Origin of the sequence: Paraburkholderia sediminicola, assembly GCF_902859805.1 — a bacterium.
GTDB lineage: Bacteria > Pseudomonadota > Gammaproteobacteria > Burkholderiales > Burkholderiaceae > Paraburkholderia > Paraburkholderia sediminicola.
In genome coordinates this window covers 161,881-186,246 of the sequence record NZ_CADIKC010000001.1, presented here as the reverse complement: position 1 = coordinate 186,246, position 24,366 = coordinate 161,881, and the positions used below count along the sequence as shown (strand labels likewise).

The window sequence follows — 24,366 nt, the reverse complement described above, 5'->3', positions numbered from 1 at the left end:
TCGATCGGGTGCGCAGCGCTGCATGCGCTGGTTTGCAACTCGTGAGCGCAAACCGCGCATGCCAATCGCGTGTTCACATACGCAACTTCGCTTCGACGTAAAACGTGCGGCCCGGATACGGGTGATAGACGAAGTAGCGCGCGTCGAAGATGTTGTCGACGCCGATACCGACTTCACTCAGCTTCGTCGGCTTGAACGTGAATTTCGCGTCCGCCACCGTGTACGAACTGGTGCCGCCGAATACATTGGGATTGGTGTCGGTATTGGTGAGCGTGTTGTATTCACGGCCGGAGTAGCGCGCGGCGAGCGTGATCGCCGCACGTTCGTCGATGTGATACGTCGCGGCGAGATTCGCGCGCCACAGCGGAATCCGATAGAAGTACTTGCCGACCGTCGCCGGGTTCTGCGCGTTCGCGATGATCTTCGACTGCGTGTACGCCACGCTCGCCAGCAGATCGAGGCCGCGCACGAATACATCCTGTCCCGAGTAGCTCGTTTCGACGCCACGCGAGCGCACCTTGCCGATGTTCTGGAAATTCGTCACGTTCGGAATCACGGTCGTATCGGTCTGACTGAAGATCGTGTTCTTCACGTCGTCCTGAAACAGCGAGAAGCGGAACACGCCGTTCCAGTGCGCCCATTCAGCGGTCAACTCTTTAGAGAGATCGTCTTCGGGCTTCAGATTCGGATTGTTGTTGATGATCGACGAGCCATTGATTTGCCCCTGGAACATCTCGCCCACCGTCGGAAAGCGATAGGCGCGGCCAATCGATGCGCGCAAAGTCAGATCGTCAGTGACATCGAACGACAACGAGGCCTTCGGCGAAAAATGATGCTGGTTCGCGTCGCTGTACGGGAACGCTTTGCCCGGCAGCGCCTGCGAGCCGCCATAGGCTTGCCAGTCTTCATACCGTACGCCGTAGACCAGCTTCCAGCGCGGCAGAAAGTGCCAGGCATCCTGTGCGTACAGCGCCTGAGTTTGCGTCTTGCCCTTGAATGCGTTGGCAAACGAGGTTGCCGCGCCGTCGCGCCAGTTCAGCGTGTTGTAGCTCTCGTTGTCGAGGAAATAGTTGTCGTAGTGATAGCCGAAGCTCAGCGCGTGACTCGTCAGGCCCGCTTGCGGCGTGACGGGTGTGTAGGTGGTGCGCAGATCGAGCGTTTTCCAGCCGGTGCCGTCGCCGAAGATCACCGTGCCGGGGCCGTTGCCCGGCGCTCCCGAATTCGCGGTGCGTGCCACGCTGTTGCTGACGTCGTAGTACGAAGCGATCGCTTCGCCATTCCAGCCGGTGGCGTTGCGCGTCTTCAGCGTGAGGCCGTATAGCCAGTTCTCGCTGTAGCCGAGACTCGGAGCGAGGGCGGCAGCCGGAATTGTGTACTCGTAGCCGCCGATCGCAACTTTGCCGCTGTATACCGGATTGCCGTTCGCATCGCGCAGGAAACTCGACGTCGCGCTGTTGTAGGTCTGGTGCCAGTAGCCGAGCGTGAAGGCGGCTTGCAGTGTCGGTGTGAAGTCGTACTGCATCTTCAGCTTGAACTGGTCCTGCACGGTGTGTTCGATCCCTTCGCCGTTCACGCCGAGCACCGCAGTCGGCGTGTTGGTCTGGTTGTTGTAGAAGTACGCGCCGGTCACCGGTGTGTCGCCGGCTTTCGCGGGCGTACTCGACTTGGCCAGCGTGGCGAATTGCAGCGGCTGGCTCGTGTTCTCCAGGTGATTCACACCCAGGCGATACGAGAACTTCCCGATCTGATCGCCGATCGAAGCGCTCGCCTCACTGCCGTTGAAATTCTGATTCACACCGAACAGGCCGAAGTGCTGGGTGAAGGCTTTGACGTCCGCGTCGGCTTCGAACTTCTTCGGCATGCGGGTGCTGATGAGTACCGTGGCGCCTAGCGAATTGCCCGGATAGAGCGCGGAAAACGGTCCGTAGATCACGTCGACCTGCTGGATCTCGTCGGGAAACACCATCGACCAACGCGGCGGAAACGAATAACTGTTGCCGAGCAGATTGCTCAGCAGCAGGCCGTCCGCGTAAACGAGACCGCGTGCGCTCTGCGTATTGCTGGTGCCGCGTACGGCGATGATCGAGTTCAGATCGCCGATAAAACGCTTGCGCACGGCAAGGTTCGGCATGTACTTCAACACGTCTTCGGTATTGACGACGTTCCAGTTGTCGAACTGTTCGCGCGTCACGGTCTCGACGGAGGCCGGCAGGTTAGGGTCCACGGCGCGCGGGGCGGCGACGGCATTGGCGCTGGCGGTGACGCTAACAGCAGGCAGCGTGGCGTCGGCAGGCGCGCTTTCCGCGTGAGCCGGGGGGGCGATAAATGCCGGTGCGAAGGCCGGAACTAGCGCAGAAAAATACGCCGGGAAATTCGACAGCGACGACAGCGGCCGCCGGCCGGAGGGAATGCGCCGGGCGCAAAAGGGCAGCCTTCGCAGAGCGAAGTTGAGCATGAACGTTTCCTTGATACATTGGACAGGCGATCGCGCGCCCCCTCAACGGGTGCGGCAAATGCGCGATCAGGAACAACAGCGATCAGGAAACGGCGGGCGGGCCTCTTGGGCGTCCGGACGGGAACGCGCCGAGCGGCGTGAAGCGGGTGGAGAGGGCGGGCGGCACCGTGCCGGCAAGCGCGAGCGCGAGCGGCGGTTCAACGGCTGCGACGCTCGGCATGGCGACGTGATGCTGGAGCAGATGGCAGTAGCCGCATGCGCCGAAGGCGTCGTCGTGGCTGAGGTGGACAGGCGCCGGGTTGGCCTGCGTGGATTGGCTCACCAGGCTTTGATTGGCCGGCTGTAGCGCCGAACAGAGCGCCGCGTAGGGCTCGTTCGCGCGGTTCGATACCAGCATCTGACTCACGACCGGCGCGAACACGACAAGCCACATGGCGATCAGGCCAAGCCATGCGGTCATGCGGTTATGGGAGCGTGGAGTCATGGTGGTGAACGTAAAGACGCGGGCGATTCTAGCACTGCCGCGCGGTCTTTTCTCCTGTGATTCCGTCTATAGCGCCGGATTAGAAGGCGGAAACCGGCTCATTTCGGGGCGTTACAGCCTGAGCGTTTCCCTTAATCTGTGTGGTAAATGTTCCGCTTTCCCTGCCGGCTCTTCGTCCCCCTGCGCGGCCGCGCAGATACGCAAAACGCCGGACAGGGCGTGCAAAACACGATTGATCCGGCCCGAGCGCCGCAACCCGTTACCACGACTCATGACCGCCACGCAGACGAGCGCATCCTCGATAGCCGACATCAATCAGCAGGCGGCATTGCTCTGCAAAAACGGGCAATTCGCCGATGCCTGGTCGCTGGTGGAGCCGATCCTCGAACCGCAAGACGAAGTGGAGGAAGACGCACGGGCCGACGCGTTGAATATTGCGGGTGCCTGCTGGTACGGCATGGGCAATCTGTCGGACGCAGAAACCTACTGGCGCCAGTGTCTGCGCGCAAAACCCGACTATGCCGAGGTGTACAGCAGTCTCGGCATGCTGCTCAAATCGCACGGCCGCCTGTCGGCAGCCAAGGCGGTCTATCGTCAACTGGTCGCGCTGCGCCCCGTCCAGGCCGACGCGCACAACAATCTCGGCACGGTGCTCTACGGGATGGGCTACCGGGAAGAGGCGGAGGAAGCGTATGGTCAGGCGGTCGCGATCCGCCCCGACTACGCAGAAGCGCACTACAACCGGGCGATCGTATTGCACGAGCTGCGGCGCCTGGATGAGGCGGCAGTGGCCTATCGTGAGGCGCTGATCGGGCTGCCGGAACATGCCGAGGCGCACAACAACCTGGGTAACGTGCTGATGGAACTCGGCCGGGTTGCCGAGGCGGACGCCGCGTACCGGCAGGCACTGACCATCAAACCCCAGTATCCCGAAGCGCTCAATAACCTCGGCGGCGTACTGAAGGCGACGTACCGTTTGCCCGAGGCCGAGCTGGCTTGCCGGCTCGCGCTGGCGATTCGCCCGGATTACGCCGAGGCGCACCTCAACCTCGGCGCGGTGCTGGCGGATCTCAAGCGTCTGCCCGAGGCTGAGGCGGCGTACCGTGCGGCAATCGCGCATCGCCCAAACTATGCCGAGGCGCACTACAACCTCGGCCTCGCGCTAACCAGCCTGGAGCGTCTGCCCGAAGCCGAAATGGCTTACAGGGAGGCGATTCGCTGCCGGCCGGACATCGTTCACGCGCACAACAACCTGGGCTGCGTGCTTCGTCAGCTCGACCGTTTGCCGGAGGCTGTCGAGGCCTTCGCACAAGCGCTCGCGCTGCATCCGGATCTGGCCGAGGCTCACTACAACGTCGGCGCGGCGCTGGCGCAACTCAAGCGGCTGCCGGAGGCCGAAGCCGCTTACCTGCGGGCACTCGCATTACGCCCCGATTACGGCGACGCCAGGTTCGGTCTGGCTGTGCTGGTGCTCGGCATGGGCCGCTTTGAAGAGGGCTGGCGCCTGTACGAGTGCCGCTACGACCAGCCGGGTTTCGTGCATCACAAGACGCGTTCCATGTTGAGCTGTCCGCAATGGCCGGGCGACTCGCTCGCCGACAAATCCTTGCTGGTCTGGCAGGAAGACGGCCTCGGCGACATGGTCCAGTTCAGCCGCTATTTCGCCCTGCTCAAGGCGCAAGGGGCCGCGCATATCGCCTTTGCGTGCCAGCCTGCCTTGCACCGGCTGATGGCTACGGTGGACGGTGTGGATGCCGTGCTCGATCACGATACGGCGTTGGCCCATGTAGCCGCATCGACATACGACTGCTGGACGAGCTTGCTCAGCGCGCCGCTGCACTTGCGTACGGTAGTGGACACGATTCCGCGCCCGGTCCGTCTCGCGGCCGAGCCGTCGCTCGTCGAAAAATGGCGGCCGATGCTCGAGACCCTGCCGCCCGGCCGCAAGATCGGGCTGGTGTGGAAAGGCAATGCGAAACACCATAACGATGCAAACCGGTCGATCCCCACGCTGGCCGCGCTCGCACCGCTCTGGAGCGTGCCGGGCCTGAGCTTCGTGAGTCTGCAAAAAGGCCAGGGCGAGGACGAGGCGCAAAACCCGCCCGCCGGTCAGCCGCTGCTCGAACTCGGCTCGGCAGTGAACGATTTCGCTGACAGCGCCGCGATCATCGAACAACTCGATCTGGTGATCTGCGTGGACACGTCCATGGCGCATCTGGCTGCGTCGCTGGGCAAGCCATGCTGGGTGATGCTGCCGGAGAAAGACATCGACTGGCGCTGGATGCACGAACGCAACGATTCGCCGTGGTATCCGCACACGCTGCGGCTATTCCGTCGGGCAGTGGGCGAAGACTGGGCCGTGTCGGTCGAAAGAGTCAGGCAGGCGTGTCTGGAGCGGTTCGCCGTTGAGCGCGCTACCGAACTCTGAACTCTTCCGGATTCCTTACTTGACCCGCTGACCACGCTTGCGGCCGGATTGCGTCGAAGCGTGGAACTGGCTCTCGGTCGCCTCAATCGCGTGGCCGAGGAACTGCAGGAACATGCTCATCGCAACGGTCGTGGTCAGATCTGAGCGCTGATAAAGGCAACTGAACGACTTCGCGCCGGCGTCGGCGAGCGCAGTCCACGCAAGCTTGCGTTGGGTTACGTCCTCCGCCACATTCTCCGCAATCAGAAAGCCGATCCCGACACCGTCCGCAACGAGTCGGCGCACCATCGAAACCGAACTCGTCTCCACCAGCGGACGCGCCTTGCGTTGCTCGCGGTGGTCGATCTGATCCACCATGGCCCGCAACTCCGTATCCGGTGTCATGAGGATAAGCGGGTAGTCGAGACAGTCGCGCAGCCGGGGCCGTTTGCCGAGCTTCGTCAGCGGATGCCCAGGCGGCGTGACGAGCCCGAGGTGCTGCGAGAAGGCGCGCACTTCCACGACGCCCGGCGGCGGCTTGCGACGCAGGCCATAGCCGATGTCGGCCTCACCGGTCTCCACCCACTTGAGAATACTTTCACCGTTGCCCGAGCGCACGCTGTACGTCACCCCCGGATAGCTTTTCATTGCAGCCTGAATGGCTTCAGGCACTAGCTGCTCCGCTGACGAAGGCGACACCGCGAGGTTGATATGCCCGCGGCGCAACGAACGCAAATCTTCCACCTGAGTCATCGCGTTGTCGAAATCGCGCTGTCCGCGCCGCACCGCAGCAATGATGATCTCGCCAGCCGTGGTGAGCTGCATGCCGCGTGGCAAACGGTCGAAGAGCGGCGAGCCGACCTGCTCCTCCAGGTTGAGGATTTGCTGGTGCACGGCGGCCGCGGTCAGGTGCAGCGATTCGGCGGCTTTGCGGATCGAACCGCGCCTCACTACCTCGTCGAAACAACGGAATGTCTGCGATATTGGACGCATAAATCAACCGTACGGTTTTTCCATACGGGCCGTAAAGAATAATCAGATTTTATTGACGGAACGGATAGCCTAGATTTCGCTTCATCATCTTAACGGAGCGAACCGTGACCACAACAGTCGATCAAATTACCCAGCGCCGCCGCGGCGTCGGCCTCATTGCTCACGACCCCAGGGTTTCATTCGGCGGGTATACGCTGATAGCTCCGCAAACGGCGGGTGGCCGCGTCTATCTCATCGATATCGAGGGCGCAGTCGTGCATGAGTGGAAGATGCCGGTGCGAGCCGGACGCCACGCGGTGATTCTTCCCAACGGCAATCTCGGCTACAACGGCAACCATGCAAACTCGGAAGACCGTTACGCGCCATGGTCGATGTGGCACGGTGGCGATTTCTCCGAAGTCACGCCTGAGGGCGAGGTGGTCTGGCACTACGAAGATCCCGCGCATCATCATGACGCGCAGTGGCTCGCCAATGGCAACCTGCTTTACTCCGCGTGCGCACCCGTGCCGGCGGGATTTGCCGAGCGTGTGCCGGGCGGCACCGCGCACGGCCCCGACGAAGTCATGTACGGCGATGTGATCCGCGAAGTGAATCGATCGGGCGAGCTGGTGTGGGAATGGAAGGCATGGGAACACCTCACGCCCAAGGATTTTCCGATCGCGTCCGGCTTCGGCCGGTATCACTGGCCGCTCGTGAACGGGCTTGGCGTAAATGCGAAGGGCGACGTGCTGATGAGCCTGCGCACCACCTCGGGCATCATCGCCGTCGATCGCAAGACCGGCGGCGTCACGATGCACATTCCGCCGAGTGTGGTGTCGCACCAGCACGCACCCGTGGCGCTCGCCAACGGCAACATTCTCACGTTCGACAACGGCAACTTCCGTAGCGGCGCGCACGTGGCTTTCTCGCGCGTGCTCGAGATCGATCCGTCGAACAATGAGGTGGTGTGGTCGTACGCCGACGACATGGTGAATGCGTTTTACAGCGCTTTCATGGGCAACGCGCAGCGGCTCGCGAATGGCAACACGCACATCACCGAGTCGGCCACGGGCCGCCTCTTCGAAGTGACGCCCGCTGGAGAAGTGGTGTGGGAATACGTGATTCCCTGGTTCGACCAGTACCCGGACGAAGCGGCGCGCAAAACCGGCCCCGGCCAGTTGAACAGCGTCTTCCAGACCTTCCGCTACAGCCGCGAGCAATTGCCGTGGCTGCGCGCCTGAACGCCGCGTTTTCGATCCCTCGGGGGCAACGTGAATCCTGACCCAGCCACACATAGCGTCGATGCGCGCCTGCCAGCCTGGCAACTCGCGCTGTTCGGCCTGCAGCATGTCCTCTCGATGGCGGCTTCGCCCGTCACCGCGGTTTTTCTGGTGTCGAGGATGCTGTCGCTCTCATCGGACATGACCGTGCATCTGATCGGCGCGACCTTCTTTGCCTGTGGCGCCGGCACGCTGCTGCAATCGCTCGGGGCGGGGTCGATCGGCGCACGGCTGCCCTTCGTGATGGTGCCGGGCGGGGCGCCCGCCATGCTGTTCGCCGTTATCGCCACGCAGACGGATCTGCGCACCGCCGCGGGCGCGGCGATTCTCACCAGCCTGTTCTACTGGCTTGTCCTGCCGGTATTCGCGCGCTGTCTGCGGTTTTTCCCGCGTGTGGTGGTGGGCACGATGCTGCTGCTCGTGTCGGTGAGCCTCATCAAGATTTACGCCGGCATCATCGTCGGGCAGCCGGGTACGCCGGGTTTCGCGCGGCCGCAGTCGCTCGGCCTCGCGTTGCTCACGATCGTGGCCACGCTGGCCGTAGCGCGCATCTTCACGGGCACGGTGGGGCGGCTTGCCGTGCTGCTCGGTCTTGCGATGGGCACGTGTGCTGGCTGGGCAATGGGACTGATGCCCGCAGGTGGCATGTGGGGTGCTCCGCTCTTCACGCTGCCGACTTTGCTGCCTTTCGGCATGCCGCGTTTCGACGTGCTCGCCGCGCTGCCGATGCTGATTTTCAGCGTGATCTCGATGGCCGAGGCAACCGGGCAGACAGTTGCCGTCGGCGAGATCACCGGCAGGAAGATCGATATGCGCCGCGATGTACCGAGGACCATTCGCGGCGACGCGGTGGCGTCGCTCCTCGGCTCGCTGCTGGGCACTTCGCTCATCATCACGAGCGCCGAGAACATCGGCGTGGTGCAGACCACCGGCGTGCGCTCGCGCTACGTGACCGCGACGGCGGGTGCGATGCTGATGATCGTCGCGCTGTTCGCGCCGCTCGGACGCTTTGCTTACGCCATTCCCGCGCCGGTGGTAGGCGGCACGGCGCTGATCGTGTTCGCGATGATCGGCGTGATGGGCGTCAATCTGCTCGGCAAGGTCGACCTGCATGCGCGCGGCAATCAGTACACGCTCGCCGCCGCGCTCGTTGCGGGGCTGATACCGATTCTGGTCCCCAACGTGTACGCATCGTTCCCGGGCTATGTGCAGATCGTATTGGGCAACGGCATGGCGGCGGGGACACTCACCGCCATCGTCGTCAACCTGGTATTCGGCGCATGGCATCTGGGGGCCGCAGAGAAGATCCAAACGACTTGATGACCTCGGGCTTTAACTGCTAACGCACGCCCATGCAGTTCTCCCTCCAACGCTTCAACCAACACGCCATGAAAACCCATTTCGCTTTCCGCGCGACGCTTGTCGCGTGCCTGCCTGCGCTTGTCGTTTCGACCGCGGCCAACGCACAGAGCCGCGTCACGCTGTATGGCAGTCTCGACGCGGGTCTTGGCTACGTGAGCAATCTGCACGGCGCCCATGCTTATATCGCTGAACAGGGCACCTTCCAGGCCGACCGCTTCGGCTTCCAGGGCGTTGAAGACATCGGCGCGGGGCGCTCGGTGGTATTCAGACTCGAAAGCGGTTTCGTCACGACGACCGGTGCGTCCGCCAGCAGCAGTACCTTCTTCAATCGTCAGGCGTATGTGGGACTGTCCGATCCGATATTCGGCACCGTGACGCTCGGCCGTCAGACAGACTGGAATTTCGATTGGCTCGGCTCGGTGTCGACCGGTCAACTGCTCGGCGACTTTTCGGCGTTTCACCCCGGCAATCTCGATGGCCTTGGCAGCACGTTGCCGGTGCAGTTGTCGAACACGGTGAAGTGGAAAAGTGCGAACTACGGCGGACTCAGTTTCGGTGCGCTCTACGGATTTCCCGGCGCATCGGCCAGCAACACCAACGGACGGACTATCAGTTTCGGCGCCAACTATACAAATGGCCCGCTCAAGCTGGTGACCGTGTACTCAGAATACCGTGACCGTTTGCTGCCGCTTTCCAACGGACTCGGCCTGACGTCGTTCGAAGGAAAGGCACTCGCGCCCGGCGCCACCTTCAACGCGAAACAGGTACGCGATATGGGGATCGGCGGATCGTATCGTTTCGAACGCGTGACGTTGCATGCGCTTGCAACGGATGTGCGAATCCAGTCGGACGGCGGCAGCGAGCACTTTCGCACGGTCGACGGCGGCGTCAATGTGCGCCTGACGCCTGCGGAAGAGGTTGCGGCGGGGGCGTGGACGGCGACGCTCGCGGGGAATCGCTGGACTCAATTCACCGTGGCGAACGTGTATTCGCTGTCGAAAGCGACTCAACTTTATGCGGACCTGATGTTCGAGACCGCCGGTGGTGGGGCGGTGGCGAACACGCTCGGCATCGGTGCGGCGTCAGGTGGAAGGCAGACGGTGTTTCTGAGCGGGATACATCACCTGTTCTGATTCGAGCGCGGGACGGCGTAGTTGCAGCCGCGTTGTGCCGCGTGTTCGAGAATATCGTTGAACAACGCGCTCCTCAAGGCTCCAGGCCGGTCTCGCGTTGAGCCGATTCATTCCCATAAACAGATTAGATGGCATTGCACGCTCCTTTAGGTGCTTCCTGGCCACCTTCGAAACCTACAATAGTACCCATCGCATAGTGAATACAGGTGGGTTGGAAATGGCAGGCAAGGCGATGTTGGTAGTGAGCGCGCATAGCGCCGATTTCGTGTGGCGAGCAGGTGGCGCAATCGCTCTGCACAAGAAAAATGGATACCGTACGAAAGTGGTGTGTCTTTCGTTCGGCGAGCGCGGAGAGTCGGCCAAACTCTGGCGCAAGGGCGAAATGACGATCGAGAAGGTCAAGGCGGCGCGCAAGGAGGAGGCCGAGCGGGCCGCGGACATCCTCGGTGCGGAAGTCGAATTTTTCGACCTCGGTGATTACCCATTGCGCGTGACGGACGAGGCTCTGATGCGCCTGGTCGATGTGTACCGTGAATTGCAACCGGCGTTCGTGTTGAGCCATTCGCTGAAAGACCCCTACAACTTCGATCATCCACTCGCCATGCACGTGGCGCAGGAAGCGCGGATCATCGCCCAGGCCGAAGGTCACAATCCCGGGCAGAAGGTGGTCGGTGCGCCGCCTGTCTACGCGTTCGAACCGCATCAAACCGAACAGTGCGAATGGACGCCCAATACGTTCCTCGATATCACCGAGGTCTGGGACACCAAGCGCCGCGCGATCGAGTGCATGGCGGGCCAGGAGCACCTGTGGGAGTACTACACGCGCGTCGCCCTGCAACGTGGCGTGCAGGCCAAGCGCAATATCGGCATCACCGCCACGCGCGATATTCAGTACGCGGAAGGTTATCAACGCATTACGCCGGCCGTGACGGGAGATCTGGCATGAAGCGAGGCATCGTGGTGACGACTATCCGTCGAGCCGATCCGCGCGATGTGGCCGTGCTGCAGCACGCAGGCGCCGCCACCGTTCACGAGGCGCAGAACCGGCTCGGTCTGCTTGCGTCGTATATGCGGCCGATCTACTCGGGGCCGGCTATCGCGGGGTCGGCGGTGACGGTGCTGGTGCCGCCGTCGGACAACTGGATGCTGCATGTTGCCGTCGAGCAATGCCGCGAGGGTGACGTTCTCGTTGTGGCGCCGACTTCGCCCTGCGAGGACGGCTATTTCGGCGATCTGCTCGCGACCTCGCTTACGGCACGTGGCGTGCGCGGACTGATCATCGACGCGGGATGCCGCGACGTCGCCTCGCTCAGGGAAATGAAATTCCCGGTCTGGTCGAAGGCTGTGTCGGCGCAAGGCACGGTCAAGGAAACGCTCGGCTCGGTGAATATTCCGGTGGTGTGCGCGCAGCAGATCGTGAATCCCGGGGATGTCATCGTTGCGGATGATGACGGCGTGGTCGTCGTGCCGCTCGATACCGTGGCGAATGTTGCGCAGGCGTCGCAAGCACGCATGGCGAAGGAAGAGAAGACGCGTTCGGTGCTGGCCGGCGGTACGCTGGGACTCGACTACTATGCGATGCGCGAGAAGCTCGCGGAAAAAGGCCTGCGCTACGTCGCCTCGGCCGAAGATATTTGAGGAAGAGGCGAGGTCATGCCCAGTCGCGCACAAACGCGCATTCCGTGCATGATGATGCGCGGCGGCACATCGAAAGGCGCCTATTTCATGGCGTCGGATTTGCCGGCTGATCCTGCTCTTCGGGACCGTGTTCTGCTTGCCGTGATGGGCTCACCCGATCCGCGTCAGATTGACGGCATCGGCGGCGCCGATCCGTTGACGAGCAAGGTGGCGATCATCTCGCCCTCCACTCGCGACGATGCCGACGTCGACTATCTGTTTGCGCAAGTCGTTGTGAACGAAGCGCGGGTCGATTTCGGGCAGAACTGCGGCAACATTCTCGCGGGCGTCGGCCCATTTGCGATCGAACGCGGTCTCGTGGATGCGCGCGATGGCAGCACACCGGTTGCGATTCACATGGTCAACACCAGGCAGATCGCCGTAGCGACGGTCAGTACGCCGGGTCGCCAGGTCACCTACGAAGGCGATGCCCGCATTGACGGCGTGCCAGGCCACGCAGCGGCCATTCCGCTCGAGTTCAGGGACACGGCGGGTTCCACCTGCGGCACGCTGCTGCCTACGGGGCATCTCAAGGATACGGTCGACGGTATCGACGTGACGTGCATCGACAACGGCATGCCTCTCGTGTTGATGCGAGCGCGCGATCTCGAGCGCACCGGCTATGAAACGCGCGAGCAACTCGACGCGGACGAGGAACTGAAGGCGCGCATCGAAAAGATCCGGCTCACAGTGGGGCCACTGATGAATCTCGGCGACGTGAGCGCGCGCACGGTTCCGAAGATGTGTCTGGTGGCCGAGCCTCGCCAGCATGGCACGATCAGTACGCGCAGCTTTATTCCGCATCGCTGCCACGCGTCGATCGGTGTACTCGGCGCGGTGAGCGTAGCCACGGCTGCGGTGCTGCCGGGTACGGTCTGCGACGGCCTCGCCGATGTGGACGCTGAGGGCACGCGAAAGCGCGTGTCGGTTGAACACCCGACAGGCGAGTTCACGGTGGAGCTCGTTCTTGGCGGAAGCCCCGGCCGGCCTGAAGTGCTGAGCGCCGCGCTGCTGCGCACGGCTAGGTGGCTATTCGACGGAGCAGTCGGCATTCCTTCGGCAGTGTGGCCGGCACGGACATAAGCGGACTTCAGGCGGATCGCTTCCGTCTGTTTCGGCGTGATTAGCCGCGGTATTGCCAGGTGTGAAGTTCAACCCGATAAATAAGTCAGAAGCCTCTGCGCTGATTGAAATTCTGACTATTCTTAAAATTGATGCGCGTTGTAATAAATGTTTCGCAATGTCGAGGTATGGCGTGGTCGCCGCGCTAAAGTTATGGTCTGTAAATACAATATTCAAATATAAACAGGCTTGGTATGCAAAGCGAATCAATAATATTAATTAAGCCATCTTTTCAAACGTTGGCGTGTTGAGCAGATCAACCCGTCGGCCATGCCAGGCCGGCCTCCACGGTGAGATGGCTGTGCTGTCGGGGGCGTCGCGCGGCCCTGCAACGGGGAGATATTCAACAGACAAAATAGTCGGTGTAATAAAGCGCATTCCGCATATTGCATTTGAAAATTGAGCGGTTATGATGGCGTCTCCCAGATGCGATTTCTCGAACGATCGCTTACGGAGACGGCAGGAATATTTGCCGGGCATTAAAGCTAGAGGGGGTAATTAATACTTCCCGCGCAGATGGACTAAATCGAGGAGACGCTATGCTGAGTCCCCATGAATTCGCTACGTTAATGCTCATCAAGAACGCCCCGGATCAGATCGAACTGGGCCGCGCCGAGCTCGACGCTCTGCTCGAGCGACAACTCATATCCCTGGAAAACCTCGCCTCGGGACGCTCACGTCCTCAGATCACAAGCGAAGGCGATTCCATTCTCAAGGCGGTTGCACGGATGCGCTAGGCATCTGCACCTGTTCTGCACCTGCTATACCCACGCCGATTTATTCACCATCGCGGTCCGCTGCAGCACACCCGTCCGATCGGGGCTTCGCGCCGGACCGAATTTTGAGGAATTCACAATGACTCTCTTGAGTCCCGAGCAGATTGCTGCACAGAAAGCCAACGTCGACGCGTTCTTCGGGGTGGCCGGAAAGATATTTGAAGGCTTCGAAAAATTGGTCGCGCTGAACGTGCAGACGGTCAGGGCTACGCTGGCCGAGACGCAGGAAAGCATGGCAAAGGTGCCCGACACGACGGAGCCGCCGCAATGGTTCGCGTCGCAAGCCGGCTTTACCGGACCCTTCGCGGAAAAATCGCTGTCATACAGCAAGCAGGTGTTCGAGATCGCATCGACCACGCAGGCTGAAGTGACGCAACTCGCGCAGGCGCACTACGAGCGGTATAACGATCGCTTGCAGGCGCTCATCGAACAAACGGCGAAGCATGCTCCCACCGGTTCCGAAGCAGCGGTCGCCGCGTGGAAATCCGCGATTGCCACCACCACGACCCTGTACGAAACGCTGCAGAAAACGGGGCAACAGGCGGTGCAGTTCGCCGGGAGCAATCTTGACGTAGTCACCGCCACGGCGTCAAAGGCCGTGCAAAGCAACGGTGAAAAAGCTCCCATAGCAACGGGCGCGAAGCGATAGAGCTGACGCGGGCAGCAATGCCCGTGATGAGGTATCGCGGGCATATATGAAGGATTGCTGATGGGTGCCGGGATCGAGCATGCCGGCATTCGATTCGTGGACTGAAGTGACGCCGATGGTTCGCTAGTTCTGCGATGGAGGTCGCGATGAGTGAAGCAGTGGGAATCGTTATGGGTTCGTTCGTGCTGGCGATGGCGCCTGTGTTCATCGCCGCTCATTATTACCGGGAGCAGATGCGTCGAAAGCGGCTTAGACATCTCGATCACCGCCACTACTGGCCGCATTGGAGCAAAGCCCGGCATTGAGCCTCCGCGCTCGCCAGGCTGTTGTTGCCGTACCACCTGGGTGCTGCTGCGTTCCAAGGCGCAGCAGGCACCTTCGGATTCTGCTGGACCGCTCGACCCACAGAATTCTTTAAGCCAAGGCTTCACAGCCTTGGCTTTTTTTGTGCGTGTCTCTCATGGAAATCCCGTACGGATCGTCGGTCTCCGTGTAAGCAGAGAGAAGGATTCGCTCTCCTAGAATCGGCTCATCGATGCAGACGGGCGGCACTCCGCCGCACCGGACAATAACGGAGACTATCGATGACCCCTAGCTTTCGCACGCTGCGCCATATTGCCGTTGCTTCCGGCCTGCTGTTCAGTCTTGCGTCACAGCATGCAGTAGCCGCCGACGGCGAGAAGATCACGATCATGGTCGGCGGTATCACGAAGCTGATCTATTTGCCGGCGCGCCTCACCGAACAGCTCGGCTATTTCAAGGATGAAGGGCTCGACGTCGAACTTCTGTCGCAGCCAGCCGGCGTTGACGCTGAAAACGAACTGCTGGCGGGCGCCGTTCAGGCCGTCGTCGGTTTCTACGACCATACGATCGATCTGCAAACCAAGGGCAAGGACGTGAAGGCGATCGTCGTGTTCGGGCAGGTGCCGGGCGAGGTCGAAATGGTTTCGACCAAAGCGGCAGAAACGGTCAAATCGATGGCGGACGTGAAGGGCAAGACGCTGGGCGTGACGGGCCTCGGTTCTTCGACCAGCTTCCTGACGCAATACCTCGCTGGGCAGCACGGCATCCAGTCCACGCAATACACGATGCTGCCGGTCGGCGCCGACGCCAGCTTCATCGCCGCGATCAAACAAGGCCGCATCGACGCAGGCATGACGACCGAGCCGACCGTTTCGGCATTGCAGAAATCCGGCGACGCGAAGGTGCTTGTCGATATGCGCTCGGTTGAAGGCACGAAGGCGGCGCTGGGCGGCACCTACCCGGCGTCGAGCCTCTACGTGCAGGCGGCATGGGCCGATTCCCACAAGGCGCAAGCAGCAAAGCTCGCGCACGCGTTCGTTCGCACGATGCAATTCATCCACACGCATAGCGCGGAAGAAATTGCAGCGAAGATGCCTGACGACTATCAGAAAGACAAGCCACTGTACGTGAGCGCGTTGAAAGCGTCGCTGCCCATGTTTACGGCAGACGGCAAGATGCCGGCCGATGGTCCCGAGACCGTGCTGAAGGTGCTGTCGGCGTTCAATCCGTCAGTCAAAGGCAAGCATATCGAGCTGGCGAAAACCTACACGAACGAGTTCACCGGTTCGAAATAAGCCGGCGCTTGCCGGTCACTGCCGCCTGTCGGTTGCGGTGTGATTTCGTTGCGCTGCCGGCGCCGCTTTCGCGGTGCCGGTGACCTGCACGCATTGACCTGATGAATCCCGTTGTTTCCAAAGACGCCCGGCGATCGAGTTCGACGCCGGTGGCGTGCCGCTTTACCCATCCGAACGATCTGCGGTGCTGAAGAGGGTCGCACCATTCTGCGCAGGGTCGATACCGCGTAACGAACGCCGATTTGGCCACGTATATCGGTGAATTCACTTAGTTGTGCCGGTGATGCAGGAAAGCGGCGTGAAGGATTGAGAAAACTAGGATTGCGCTCATCGGCAGTGGCGGTTGTTGTCCGGAAATCAGGACCGCAATCACCGCAGTCGGCGAGAACGAAAATTTCAACGTTGTAATCAGAGGAGACGATCGTGAAGAAAAAGTATCTGGCTTTGGCCGCTACGGCAGGCGCTTTTGCAGCAACCGGCGCGTACGCCCAATCGAGTGTTCAGCTCTACGGCCTGATAGATCTGAGCGTGCCGACCTATCAGTCGCACGCGAATGCGAACGGCGATCACGTGATCGGCATGGGTATCGGCGGCGAGCCGTGGTTCAGCGGCAGCCGTTGGGGCCTGAAGGGCGCAGAAGATATCGGTGCCGGTTCGAAGGTCATTTTCCGGCTTGAAAGCGAATACCGCGTGAGCGATGGCCAGTTTGAAGATCCGGGCCAGATTTTCGACCGTGACGCATGGGTCGGTATCCAGAACGACACGTTCGGCAAGATTACGGCGGGGTTCCAGAACACGATCGCACGCGACGCATCGACGATTTATGGCGATCCGTACGGCACCGCGAATCTGACGACGGAAGAAGGCGGCTGGACGAACGCGAACAACTTCAAGCAGATGATTTTCTACGCGGCCAGCGCGACCGGCACACGTTATAACAATGGCGTGGCATGGAAGAAGCTGTTCGACAACGGTATTTTCGCGAGCGCAGGTTACGCATTCGGCAACTCGACGAGCTTCGGCTCCAACGCCAACTACCAGGCAGCGCTCGGGTACAACGGCGGCCCGTTCAATCTGTCGGGTTTCTATAGCCACGTAAATCGCGTCGGCTTTACCAACCAGTCGTTCTCGGTCGGTGGCAACTACACGTTCGGTATTCTGCGCGCCAATGCGGGTTATTTCCGTTACCTGGGCAATCAGGGCGCCCTCGGTCAGCGTCAGGACAACGCCTTTACGGTGTCTCTGAAGGTGTCGCCGAAGGGGCCGTTCGACTACGAACTCGGCTATCAGCAGATGCGCGTGAAGAACGCCGCTTACAACAGCGACGGCGACATCCCGAACGCGAACATCGGCGCTTTCGATCCGACCTCGGGCCTCCACAACGGTTACAAGGAAACGCTGTACTGGTCCGCGTTCTATCACCTGTCCAAGCGTACGGAAGTGTATCTGGCCGGCGACTACATGAGACTGCATGGCGGCTACACCGTCGGATCCACGTTCGGCGCAACCAATCAGCTCGAACTGACTTCGGGCGTGCGCACTCGCTTCTGATCCAGGAATCAGATTCGCTCTGAACCATTCATCGATGTGCTCCTGCTAGCGGCGGCGGACTTATCCGCCCGCCGCTTTTTTTTGGCTCCCCGGGTCGAGGAAGACAGCCATGTTTAGAAATACCAGCATCCGGACCGCTCTGACCATCACGATCGCCGGCTACACGGTCGCGTTGATGCTTGTAATCGCAACCTCGATTGCGGGCCTGGAAACGGCCAACACGGCGCTCGACAGGATGTACAGCGAGGAGACGGCTGCGCTGCGGCACCTCGGCGCCAGTAGCGAAGCGCTGCTGCAGGTGCGGGTCGATCTCGGCGCTTACGAAACGCTCGTCACGCAGGGAAAGCCGACCGACGCGGTGCTCGCGCGAGTGCATGCGGAGCAGACGGCCAGTGATCACGAACTGGCGTCGTATGCTGCGCAGCCGCCGTCGAATGAGGCTGAGAGAAAGCTGACCGACGCGCTGCGTGCGAAACGCGAGCTATTGATGAAACAGGCGCTTGGCCCCGAAATCGCGGCGCTCGACCAGAACGATTTCATGTCGTTCCGGACAACGCAACGGCAGGCGCCTGACACACTGTTTAGCGATTACCGGAACGCCGTGCGCGCTCTGGAGGATTTTCAGGCAGAGCAGCAAAGAGCGCGCTTTACATCGGCGCAGCAGCGTTTTCATACACTGCTCTGGCTGTTCGGCGCGATCGGGTCCGCCGCCATGATCCTCGGCGTCGTCGCGCGATCCGCATTGACGAATTCGATCGTGCGGCCGATCGATGCCGCTATTCGCCATTTCGAGCGCATTGCTGCCGGCGATCTGGCCAGTGAGATCGCAACGCTGCGTGTCAACGAAATGGGACGCTTGATGGCGGCACTCAGCCGGATGCAGGCGGGCCTCGTTGCCGCGGTGAGTCAGGTGCGGCAGGGAACGGCAGCGATCACGCACGGCGTGGGTGAGATCGCGAGCGGTAACGCCGACCTGTCGACGCGGACAGAGTTGCAGGCGGCGACCCTGGAGCAGACCGCATCGAGCATGGAAGAATTGACGGCGACGGTTCGGCAGAACGCCGATAGCGCGCGGCAAGCCAGTGCGCTTGCGGAGAACGCCTCGCAGATCGCGGCACGCGGTGGCCACGTCGTCGGCCAGGTTGTCGACCTGATCGCGGACATGTCGTCGAGTTCAAAGAGAATCGTCGATATCATCGGCGCGATCGAGGGCATCGCATTCCAGACCAACATACTCGCTTTGAATGCGGCCGTCGAAGCTGCGCGTGCCGGTGAAGAGGGACGCGGATTTGCGGTGGTCGCGGGCGAGGTGCGCGCGCTCGCGCAGCGTTCGGCTGCCGCGGCGAAGGAGATCAGGGAGCTGATCGGCGATTCGGTGGCGAAAGTGAGGAACGGTGCCGAACTGGCGACTCGCGCTGGCGAAACCATGGCCGAAATCGTCACGGCGGCCCGCAACGTGACGGGCATCGTCAGCGAGATCAGCGCTGCCTCCGAAGGGCAGTCGCGCGGTATTGATCAGATCAATACCGCGATGACGCAGATGGACAACGCGACGCAACAGAACGCAGCATTAGTCGAGCAAGCCGCCGCGGCTGCAGCGTCGCTGGAAGATCAGGCGCGCGCTCTCGTCGATGCGGTGGCCGTGTTCAGGTTGCGTGAAGCAGACAAACTGTCCACCCCACGAACCTCGCAGATAGAACTGGAACCGGGTTGCACGGTTTTCGCATGACGCCCCTCGCCGCAGGCCGGCTCGATGAACTTCGAACCGGCCCATGTGCAACCTGCCACGCCGACTGAAGGTCCAAGAAGTAGCGTATGCGGTGGATGCGAGGAGGTGTGCGATGAACGGTCGAGCAGCAGTGCGGTGCATTCGCGCCGCTTTACTGACGTTAATCACGTTACTCACGTGCAGCGTTCTCGCAGGCCTCGCCGGATGCAATTCGCTAAGCGGTCCACCGGCGGCGGAATGGCCAGGGCCTCACACTCCCTATCCTTTCCCGGACGATGTTCCGCATCGCACCGAATGACCCTCACGCACTCCGCCATCCCACGCCACGCCGCTCCACGTCAACTGACGGCCCCGCACGTGACGTTCGGTGCTGTGTACGGGGACGGATACGCAGACGTGGGGCCGCTGACGAGGCGCAGTCGCTGAGTCGCCAATACGTCGGCTTCATTCGTTTCGCGTCGGGTGAGCGTGGTACTGGTGGCGCGCACAGCGGTCAGGGGCTCGTTCACTGCGCAGCTCAGCGTTTTGCCGTCGGAAAGGTGCACCGTTGTCGAATACGCGTAATTCGGCTGGGCGGCCTGGCTATCGGCAGCCCAGAACGAGGCGACCGCACATAGTGCTAACAAAAAAGATTGGCTTTTCATATCGCTTCCGTTGTCTTGATCGTCACTATTCGACCAGGGCAACAGCGGCATATTCTGGTGATCTTTGTAATTCTGAATTCCAGTTTCCAGTGACTTTGCCGCGTTAAAGCTGGCTCGCGGCGATGCTGATCGTCCGCGTGACATCGACAACGGAGAGCCGGATCGCGTCGATTAACGCACGCGCCGCAGGTGAGGGCGTGCCGGCTGCGCGCATGGTCAGTCCTATGTCGCGCCGGGTGTTGTGCAACTGCACGTCGAGCATCGTCAACTGACCAGACTGGACTTCGTAGTGCAGTTGCTGGCCCGATAGCGCCGCGACCATGTCCGTGCCGAGCAGCAGCCCACGAATCACCGCAAGGTCGGCTGTCTCCACCGTGGGCATGGGCGGCTTCACTTTCATTCGCTTGAATTGCGCTTCGAACAGTGCGCGCGCCGGCGCATTGTTGCGCGGCACGATCCACTGCGCGTCGCGCAAATCCATGATGCTCAGATCGCGCGCGCGAGTGAGCGGGTGATCGCGGCGCACCAGCACGACCATATCTTCCGACATCAGGCGCTCGTTCTTCAGACCGCTGCTGGCGTCGTTATCGCGCAACGCGCCGAGAATGAAGTCGATGTCGCCCGCGCGCAGGCCGGCAACCAGCGCCTCATACGCGCTTTCGTCAGTGACGACTCTCACGCCCGGGTGCTGCGTGGTCATTCGCGCAATCGCCTTGGGCAGCAGCAACGTGCGTCCGAGCGGTAATGCGCCCACCGTCACCGCGCCCTGAATCTTGCCGTGCAAGGCGGCAATATCGTCGGGCACATGCCGCAATTCGTTCAATGCTCGGCGTACGTGAAGCAGAAACGTTTCGCCTTCCGTGGTGAGCAGGATGCCGCGCGGGCTGCGATGGAACAGACTCAAACCGGAGCCGCTTTCCAGCACCCGGATCGCGGTGCTCACGGCCGGCTGACTGATGCCGAAGGTCTTCGCCGCGCTTGGCATATGCCGATGACGCGCCAATGCGATGAATAGCTGAAGCCGCCGGGTGTTGAGCAGATAGGCCGGCAGCGCGCCTTCTGCTGTCGGCCGCCGCCGTGCCTGCCGCGCCGCGCACCACTGCGCGAGTTCCTCCAGTTCGGCGAAGATCCGCTCGCACCGCTGCAGCACGGCGCGGCCGACGGGCGTCGGGAGCATGCCGGAGGGGCCGCGATCGAAAAGGGGCTCGCCGAGTGCCGACTCGAGTTCCTGCACGGAGCGCGTTACAGCCGACTGGGCACGAAACAGCGCCGCTGCCGCACGCGTGGCGCTACCCATCTCGGCAACGAGCCGAAATGCGCGCAATTGCGCCAGGTTGAGGAGTTCTTTGCTGCTCACGGATGGCGGCGTTCTGGCTGGCGGATGTTCAACGTGTCCGCGATCGTATGCTGGGTGATCTCGTTCATGGGTGTCTGCTCATTCGAGGCCATCAAGTATAGCGACGCATCTCGTCCCGTACCACGCTTGCCAGACGGCTTGCGACTTCGTTTCCCGGGCATCTGTTTTGTTTATCGCATGTGGATAGTCAGGAGGGCGGGGCGGGACTCGGCGGGTTCGTCAGCGATGCCCCAAACCCCCTTTCCGGTGGGGCTTCCGGCGCTTATCCGTGCGCCGGTTACTGGCATTCAGGGCGCTTGCGAGCAATTTAACCGGTACAAATGTGGTTTACCCGTACTTTCGGCAAACCTGCATGATCCTTATGGTTGCACCTCAAGATGGTTGCAAAGGCTGCCACCCCGGCAGCGGCGACCCATCCGATTGGCGCTTGTTGAAGCACGGCACGAAGCAACGGAAGACAACGGGATATGGCAAGGATCATTGGTGGCATCGGCACGTCGCATGTGCCCACTATCGGCATGGCGTACGACAAGGGCAAGCAGAACGACCCCGCGTGGGCGCCGCTCTTCAAAGGCTACGAACCGGTGGCCGACTGGCTCGCCGAGCGCAAGCCGGATGTGATGGTGATGTTCTACAACGACCACGCGAACAGCTTCTTCTTCGATTGCTATCCGACCTTTGCGCTGGGTGTATCGGCCAATCACGAATTCGCGGACGAGGGCGCGGGCAAGCGCCCGCTGCCGGACATTGCCGGTCATCCTGATCTCGCGATCCACATTGCCGAGCAGCTCGTCAACGACGAGTTCGATCTGACGATTTTCCAGGACCGTGCACTCGATCACGGATGCAATTCCCCGCTCTCGCTGATGTTGCCGCACGACGGCGGCTGGCCGATGTCGCTCGTGCCGATGGAAGTCAACGTGCTGCAATATCCGCTGCCTACGGCGAACCGTTGCTACCGTCTCGGTCAGGCGCTGCGCCGCGCGATCGAGTCGTTCGAGCAGGATCTGGATGTCGTGGTGGTCGGCACCGGCGGGTTGTCGCACCAGGTCCACGGCGAGCGAAGCGGCTTCAACAACACCGATTGGGACATCGAGTTCCTCGATCTGATGGTGTATGAGCCGCAGCGGCTCGCCGCGATGAAGCATGTCGACTATGTGCGCCTTGGTGGCGCGGAGAGCGTGGAGACGATCATGTGGCTCGCGATGCGCGGCGCGCTTGGGCCGAAGGTTCGTGAACTGCATCGCAGCTACTACCTTGCGACGAGCACCGCGATGGCCGTGACCCTCTACGAAGAGGAGGTGACGCGATGAACCCGCAACTGATCGGTATCGAGGAATTGACGGGCACGTACCCGTTCGATATTCGCCAGAGCATGAAAGCGATGCGCCTGAACCGGTTCTTCTGGCAGATGCGCGAAGCGCCGGCTCGCACGCTTTGGCTTGAGAACCGGAGCGCCGCATACGACGCGGTTGGCCTGACGGCGGAGGAGCGTGCGCTCGTCGACAACACGGACTGGATCGGGCTGATTCGATATGGCGTGTGTTTCTTCGTGCTCGAGAAATTCGCCCGCGTGGTGAAGATTACGAACCTGGGCATGTACGCCAGCATGCGTGGCGAAACACTCGAGGCGTTTCTGAAAACGCGCAGGGTGCCGGACGCCGTCTAAGGCGACTCGACCCTGCGCCGCATCTTTTTTTAGCGGCTTTTCATTTCAATACCAAGAAGACCCCGGCTTTGACAGAACGCCGGGGCGGGAAACTGTTTTCTCCGGAGACACGCATGAAATCTGCAGACTCAGTCGACATCAAGGCGTTTATCGACGCACGCAAGATGTCGGCGTACCAATGGCTGGTCCTCGTTCTATGTTTTCTGATCGTCATGATGGACGGGCTGGACACGGCCGTGATGGGTTTTGTCGCGCCCGTCATCATGCATGACTGGAATGTCAGCCGGGCCGCCTTCGGTCCCGTGATGAGTGCGGCGATGGTCGGCCTTGCAATCGGCGCGCTGGCTGCAGGGCCGATTGCCGATCGCATCGGGCGCAAGAAAGTGTTGATTGCCTCCGTGCTCTGCTTCGGTTTTTTCAGCCTGACCTGCGCATTCGCCGACTCACCTTTGGAACTCGTCGCGCTGCGCTTTCTGACGGGTCTGGGCCTCGGCGCCGCGATGCCGAACTCGACCACGCTGCTCTCCGAATACGTGCCGTCGCGCAGCCGCTCGCTGTTGCTCACGATCATGTTCACCGGCTTCAACTTCGGTTCGGGGGCGGGCGGATTTGTAGCAGCTTCGCTGATTCCGCACTTCGGCTGGCGCGCGGTGTTCATGTTCGGCGGTATCTTGCCGATCCTCAGTGTTCCCGTGCTGTTGTGGCTGCTGCCGGAGTCGGCGCGTTTGATGCTGGTTCGCAAAATGTCGACCGAGCGCATCGCGGCAACGCTTGGCCGTGTCTGCGGCAATGTCTTCGGGAAAGACGTGCGCTTCACCGCGCCCGAACCGGTGGTCGCTGCGAAGGCGCCGGTACGGATGCTGTTCGCGGACGGCTACGCTTTCAGCACGCTGATGCTGTGGCTCACGTATTTCATGGGCCTGCTGATCATCTATCTGCTCACTGGCTGGCTGCCCACGTTGATCAAGGACGCCGGCTTGCCGGTCGAGCGTGCCGCTGCGATTACCGGCATGTTCCAGTTGGGCGGCACCGTGGGCGCCGTTGCGGTCGGCTTCGCAATGGACCGCATGGATCGCAATGCGGTGATCGGTGCGGCGTATCTGCTCGGCGGCGTGTTCATCTTCGCGCTGGGCATGGGCACGCTCAAGTCAAACCTGCTGCCGGTTCTCGTTACCTGTGCCGGCTTTTTCATGAGCGGCGCACAGACCGGTCTCAATGCACTTGCCCCGAGCTGTTATCCGACACGAGCCCGTGCAACCGGCGTGAGCTGGATGCTTGGGTTCGGCCGGCTCGGCGGCATTCTGGGCTCGCTCGTGGGTGGCGCGCTGCTGTCGCTGGGATTCAGTTTCGAAACCGTCTTCGCGGTGCTCGCTGTGCCTGCGCTGATCGCTGCTGTGGCGATCGTCATGAACCGTCTCGCGCTGCGCTTTATCACCAGTCCCGTGGCCGACGCCTGAACGCGGTTGCAGCGGCAGCCCCACGCAGCGGCGTGTTGGCTGCT

20 protein-coding genes are annotated in these 24,366 nt (G+C 61.6%); 16 read left to right on the top strand and 4 right to left on the bottom strand.

Annotation, left to right across the window (positions count from 1 at the left end):
- Nucleotides 1-73 precede the first annotated feature (73 nt).
- Nucleotides 74-2,455, bottom strand: coding sequence for a TonB-dependent receptor (locus R8871_RS00830; protein ID WP_175048611.1), 2,382 nt, complete (start codon nucleotides 2,453-2,455; stop codon nucleotides 74-76).
- A gap of 82 nt (nucleotides 2,456-2,537) precedes the next feature.
- Nucleotides 2,538-2,939, bottom strand: a complete 402-nt coding sequence (locus tag R8871_RS00825; RefSeq protein ID WP_175048610.1) for a DUF2946 domain-containing protein — start codon at nucleotides 2,937-2,939, stop codon at nucleotides 2,538-2,540.
- 271 nt (nucleotides 2,940-3,210) lie between these two features.
- On the opposite strand from R8871_RS00825, the gene R8871_RS00820 reads away from it, so the two are divergent.
- Nucleotides 3,211-5,367, top strand: a complete 2,157-nt coding sequence (locus tag R8871_RS00820; RefSeq protein ID WP_175048609.1) for a tetratricopeptide repeat protein — start codon at nucleotides 3,211-3,213, stop codon at nucleotides 5,365-5,367.
- 15 nt (nucleotides 5,368-5,382) lie between these two features.
- Here R8871_RS00820 and R8871_RS00815 read toward each other — a convergent pair whose 3' ends face one another.
- Nucleotides 5,383-6,339 (bottom strand): LysR family transcriptional regulator, encoded by a 957-nt coding sequence (locus R8871_RS00815; protein ID WP_175048608.1) that lies wholly within the window; start codon nucleotides 6,337-6,339, stop codon nucleotides 5,383-5,385.
- A 104-nt stretch (nucleotides 6,340-6,443) separates the two neighbouring features.
- Here R8871_RS00815 and R8871_RS00810 point away from each other — a divergent pair, with 104 nt between their 5' ends.
- From R8871_RS00810 to R8871_RS38675, 12 genes are all read left to right on the top strand, one after another.
- Complete coding sequence (locus tag R8871_RS00810; protein WP_175048607.1) at nucleotides 6,444-7,559, top strand: aryl-sulfate sulfotransferase; 1,116 nt, start codon at nucleotides 6,444-6,446, stop codon at nucleotides 7,557-7,559.
- A gap of 30 nt (nucleotides 7,560-7,589) precedes the next feature.
- Nucleotides 7,590-8,918, top strand: a complete 1,329-nt coding sequence (locus R8871_RS00805; protein WP_175048606.1) for a uracil-xanthine permease family protein — start codon at nucleotides 7,590-7,592, stop codon at nucleotides 8,916-8,918.
- Nucleotides 8,919-8,986: 68 nt separating this feature from the next.
- A complete protein-coding gene (locus R8871_RS00800; protein ID WP_175048605.1) occupies nucleotides 8,987-10,093 on the top strand; it encodes a porin in 1,107 nt (368 codons plus the stop codon).
- A 217-nt stretch (nucleotides 10,094-10,310) separates the two neighbouring features.
- Complete coding sequence (locus tag R8871_RS00795) at nucleotides 10,311-11,039, top strand: PIG-L deacetylase family protein (protein ID WP_175048604.1); 729 nt, start codon at nucleotides 10,311-10,313, stop codon at nucleotides 11,037-11,039.
- Nucleotides 11,036-11,731 carry a 4-carboxy-4-hydroxy-2-oxoadipate aldolase/oxaloacetate decarboxylase gene (locus R8871_RS00790; RefSeq protein WP_175048603.1) on the top strand — a complete coding sequence of 232 codons (696 nt, stop codon included), beginning with the start codon at nucleotides 11,036-11,038 and terminating at the stop codon, nucleotides 11,729-11,731. The genes R8871_RS00795 and R8871_RS00790 overlap by 4 nt, the downstream gene beginning before the upstream one ends.
- A gap of 15 nt (nucleotides 11,732-11,746) precedes the next feature.
- The gene (locus tag R8871_RS00785; protein ID WP_175048602.1) at nucleotides 11,747-12,853 is read left to right on the top strand and encodes a 4-oxalomesaconate tautomerase; all 1,107 of its coding nucleotides are present in this window, start codon (nucleotides 11,747-11,749) and stop codon (nucleotides 12,851-12,853) included.
- Nucleotides 12,854-13,431: 578 nt separating this feature from the next.
- Nucleotides 13,432-13,629, top strand: coding sequence for a hypothetical protein (locus tag R8871_RS00780; protein WP_054038930.1), 198 nt, complete (start codon nucleotides 13,432-13,434; stop codon nucleotides 13,627-13,629).
- Between the two features lie 118 nt (nucleotides 13,630-13,747).
- Nucleotides 13,748-14,317, top strand: coding sequence for a phasin family protein (locus tag R8871_RS00775; protein WP_175048601.1), 570 nt, complete (start codon nucleotides 13,748-13,750; stop codon nucleotides 14,315-14,317).
- A 146-nt stretch (nucleotides 14,318-14,463) separates the two neighbouring features.
- Nucleotides 14,464-14,622 (top strand): hypothetical protein, encoded by a 159-nt coding sequence (locus tag R8871_RS00770; protein WP_175048600.1) that lies wholly within the window; start codon nucleotides 14,464-14,466, stop codon nucleotides 14,620-14,622.
- A gap of 279 nt (nucleotides 14,623-14,901) precedes the next feature.
- On the top strand, nucleotides 14,902-15,915 hold the full coding sequence (locus tag R8871_RS00765) for an ABC transporter substrate-binding protein (protein WP_175048599.1): 1,014 nt from the start codon (nucleotides 14,902-14,904) through the stop codon (nucleotides 15,913-15,915).
- 423 nt (nucleotides 15,916-16,338) lie between these two features.
- Nucleotides 16,339-17,466 carry a porin gene (locus tag R8871_RS00760; protein ID WP_175048598.1) on the top strand — a complete coding sequence of 376 codons (1,128 nt, stop codon included), beginning with the start codon at nucleotides 16,339-16,341 and terminating at the stop codon, nucleotides 17,464-17,466.
- 109 nt (nucleotides 17,467-17,575) lie between these two features.
- The gene (locus R8871_RS38675) at nucleotides 17,576-19,195 is read left to right on the top strand and encodes a methyl-accepting chemotaxis protein (RefSeq protein ID WP_175048597.1); all 1,620 of its coding nucleotides are present in this window, start codon (nucleotides 17,576-17,578) and stop codon (nucleotides 19,193-19,195) included.
- Between the two features lie 747 nt (nucleotides 19,196-19,942).
- Here R8871_RS38675 and R8871_RS00750 read toward each other — a convergent pair.
- Entirely contained in the window at nucleotides 19,943-21,196 is a 1,254-nt protein-coding gene (locus R8871_RS00750) for a LysR substrate-binding domain-containing protein (RefSeq protein ID WP_175048596.1), read from the bottom strand.
- Nucleotides 21,197-21,663: 467 nt separating this feature from the next.
- On the opposite strand from R8871_RS00750, the gene R8871_RS00745 reads away from it, so the two are divergent.
- The 3 genes from R8871_RS00745 (at nucleotide 21,664) to R8871_RS00735 (ending at nucleotide 24,322) form a co-directional block, all read left to right on the top strand.
- Nucleotides 21,664-22,509, top strand: a complete 846-nt coding sequence (locus R8871_RS00745) for a gallate dioxygenase (protein WP_175048595.1) — start codon at nucleotides 21,664-21,666, stop codon at nucleotides 22,507-22,509.
- Nucleotides 22,506-22,865: a protocatechuate 3,4-dioxygenase gene (locus tag R8871_RS00740; protein ID WP_175048594.1), complete on the top strand. Its 360-nt coding sequence runs from the start codon at nucleotides 22,506-22,508 to the stop codon at nucleotides 22,863-22,865. The genes R8871_RS00745 and R8871_RS00740 overlap by 4 nt, the downstream gene beginning before the upstream one ends.
- 113 nt (nucleotides 22,866-22,978) lie before the next feature.
- Complete coding sequence (locus R8871_RS00735) at nucleotides 22,979-24,322, top strand: MFS transporter (RefSeq protein WP_175048593.1); 1,344 nt, start codon at nucleotides 22,979-22,981, stop codon at nucleotides 24,320-24,322.
- Nucleotides 24,323-24,366 lie beyond the last annotated feature (44 nt).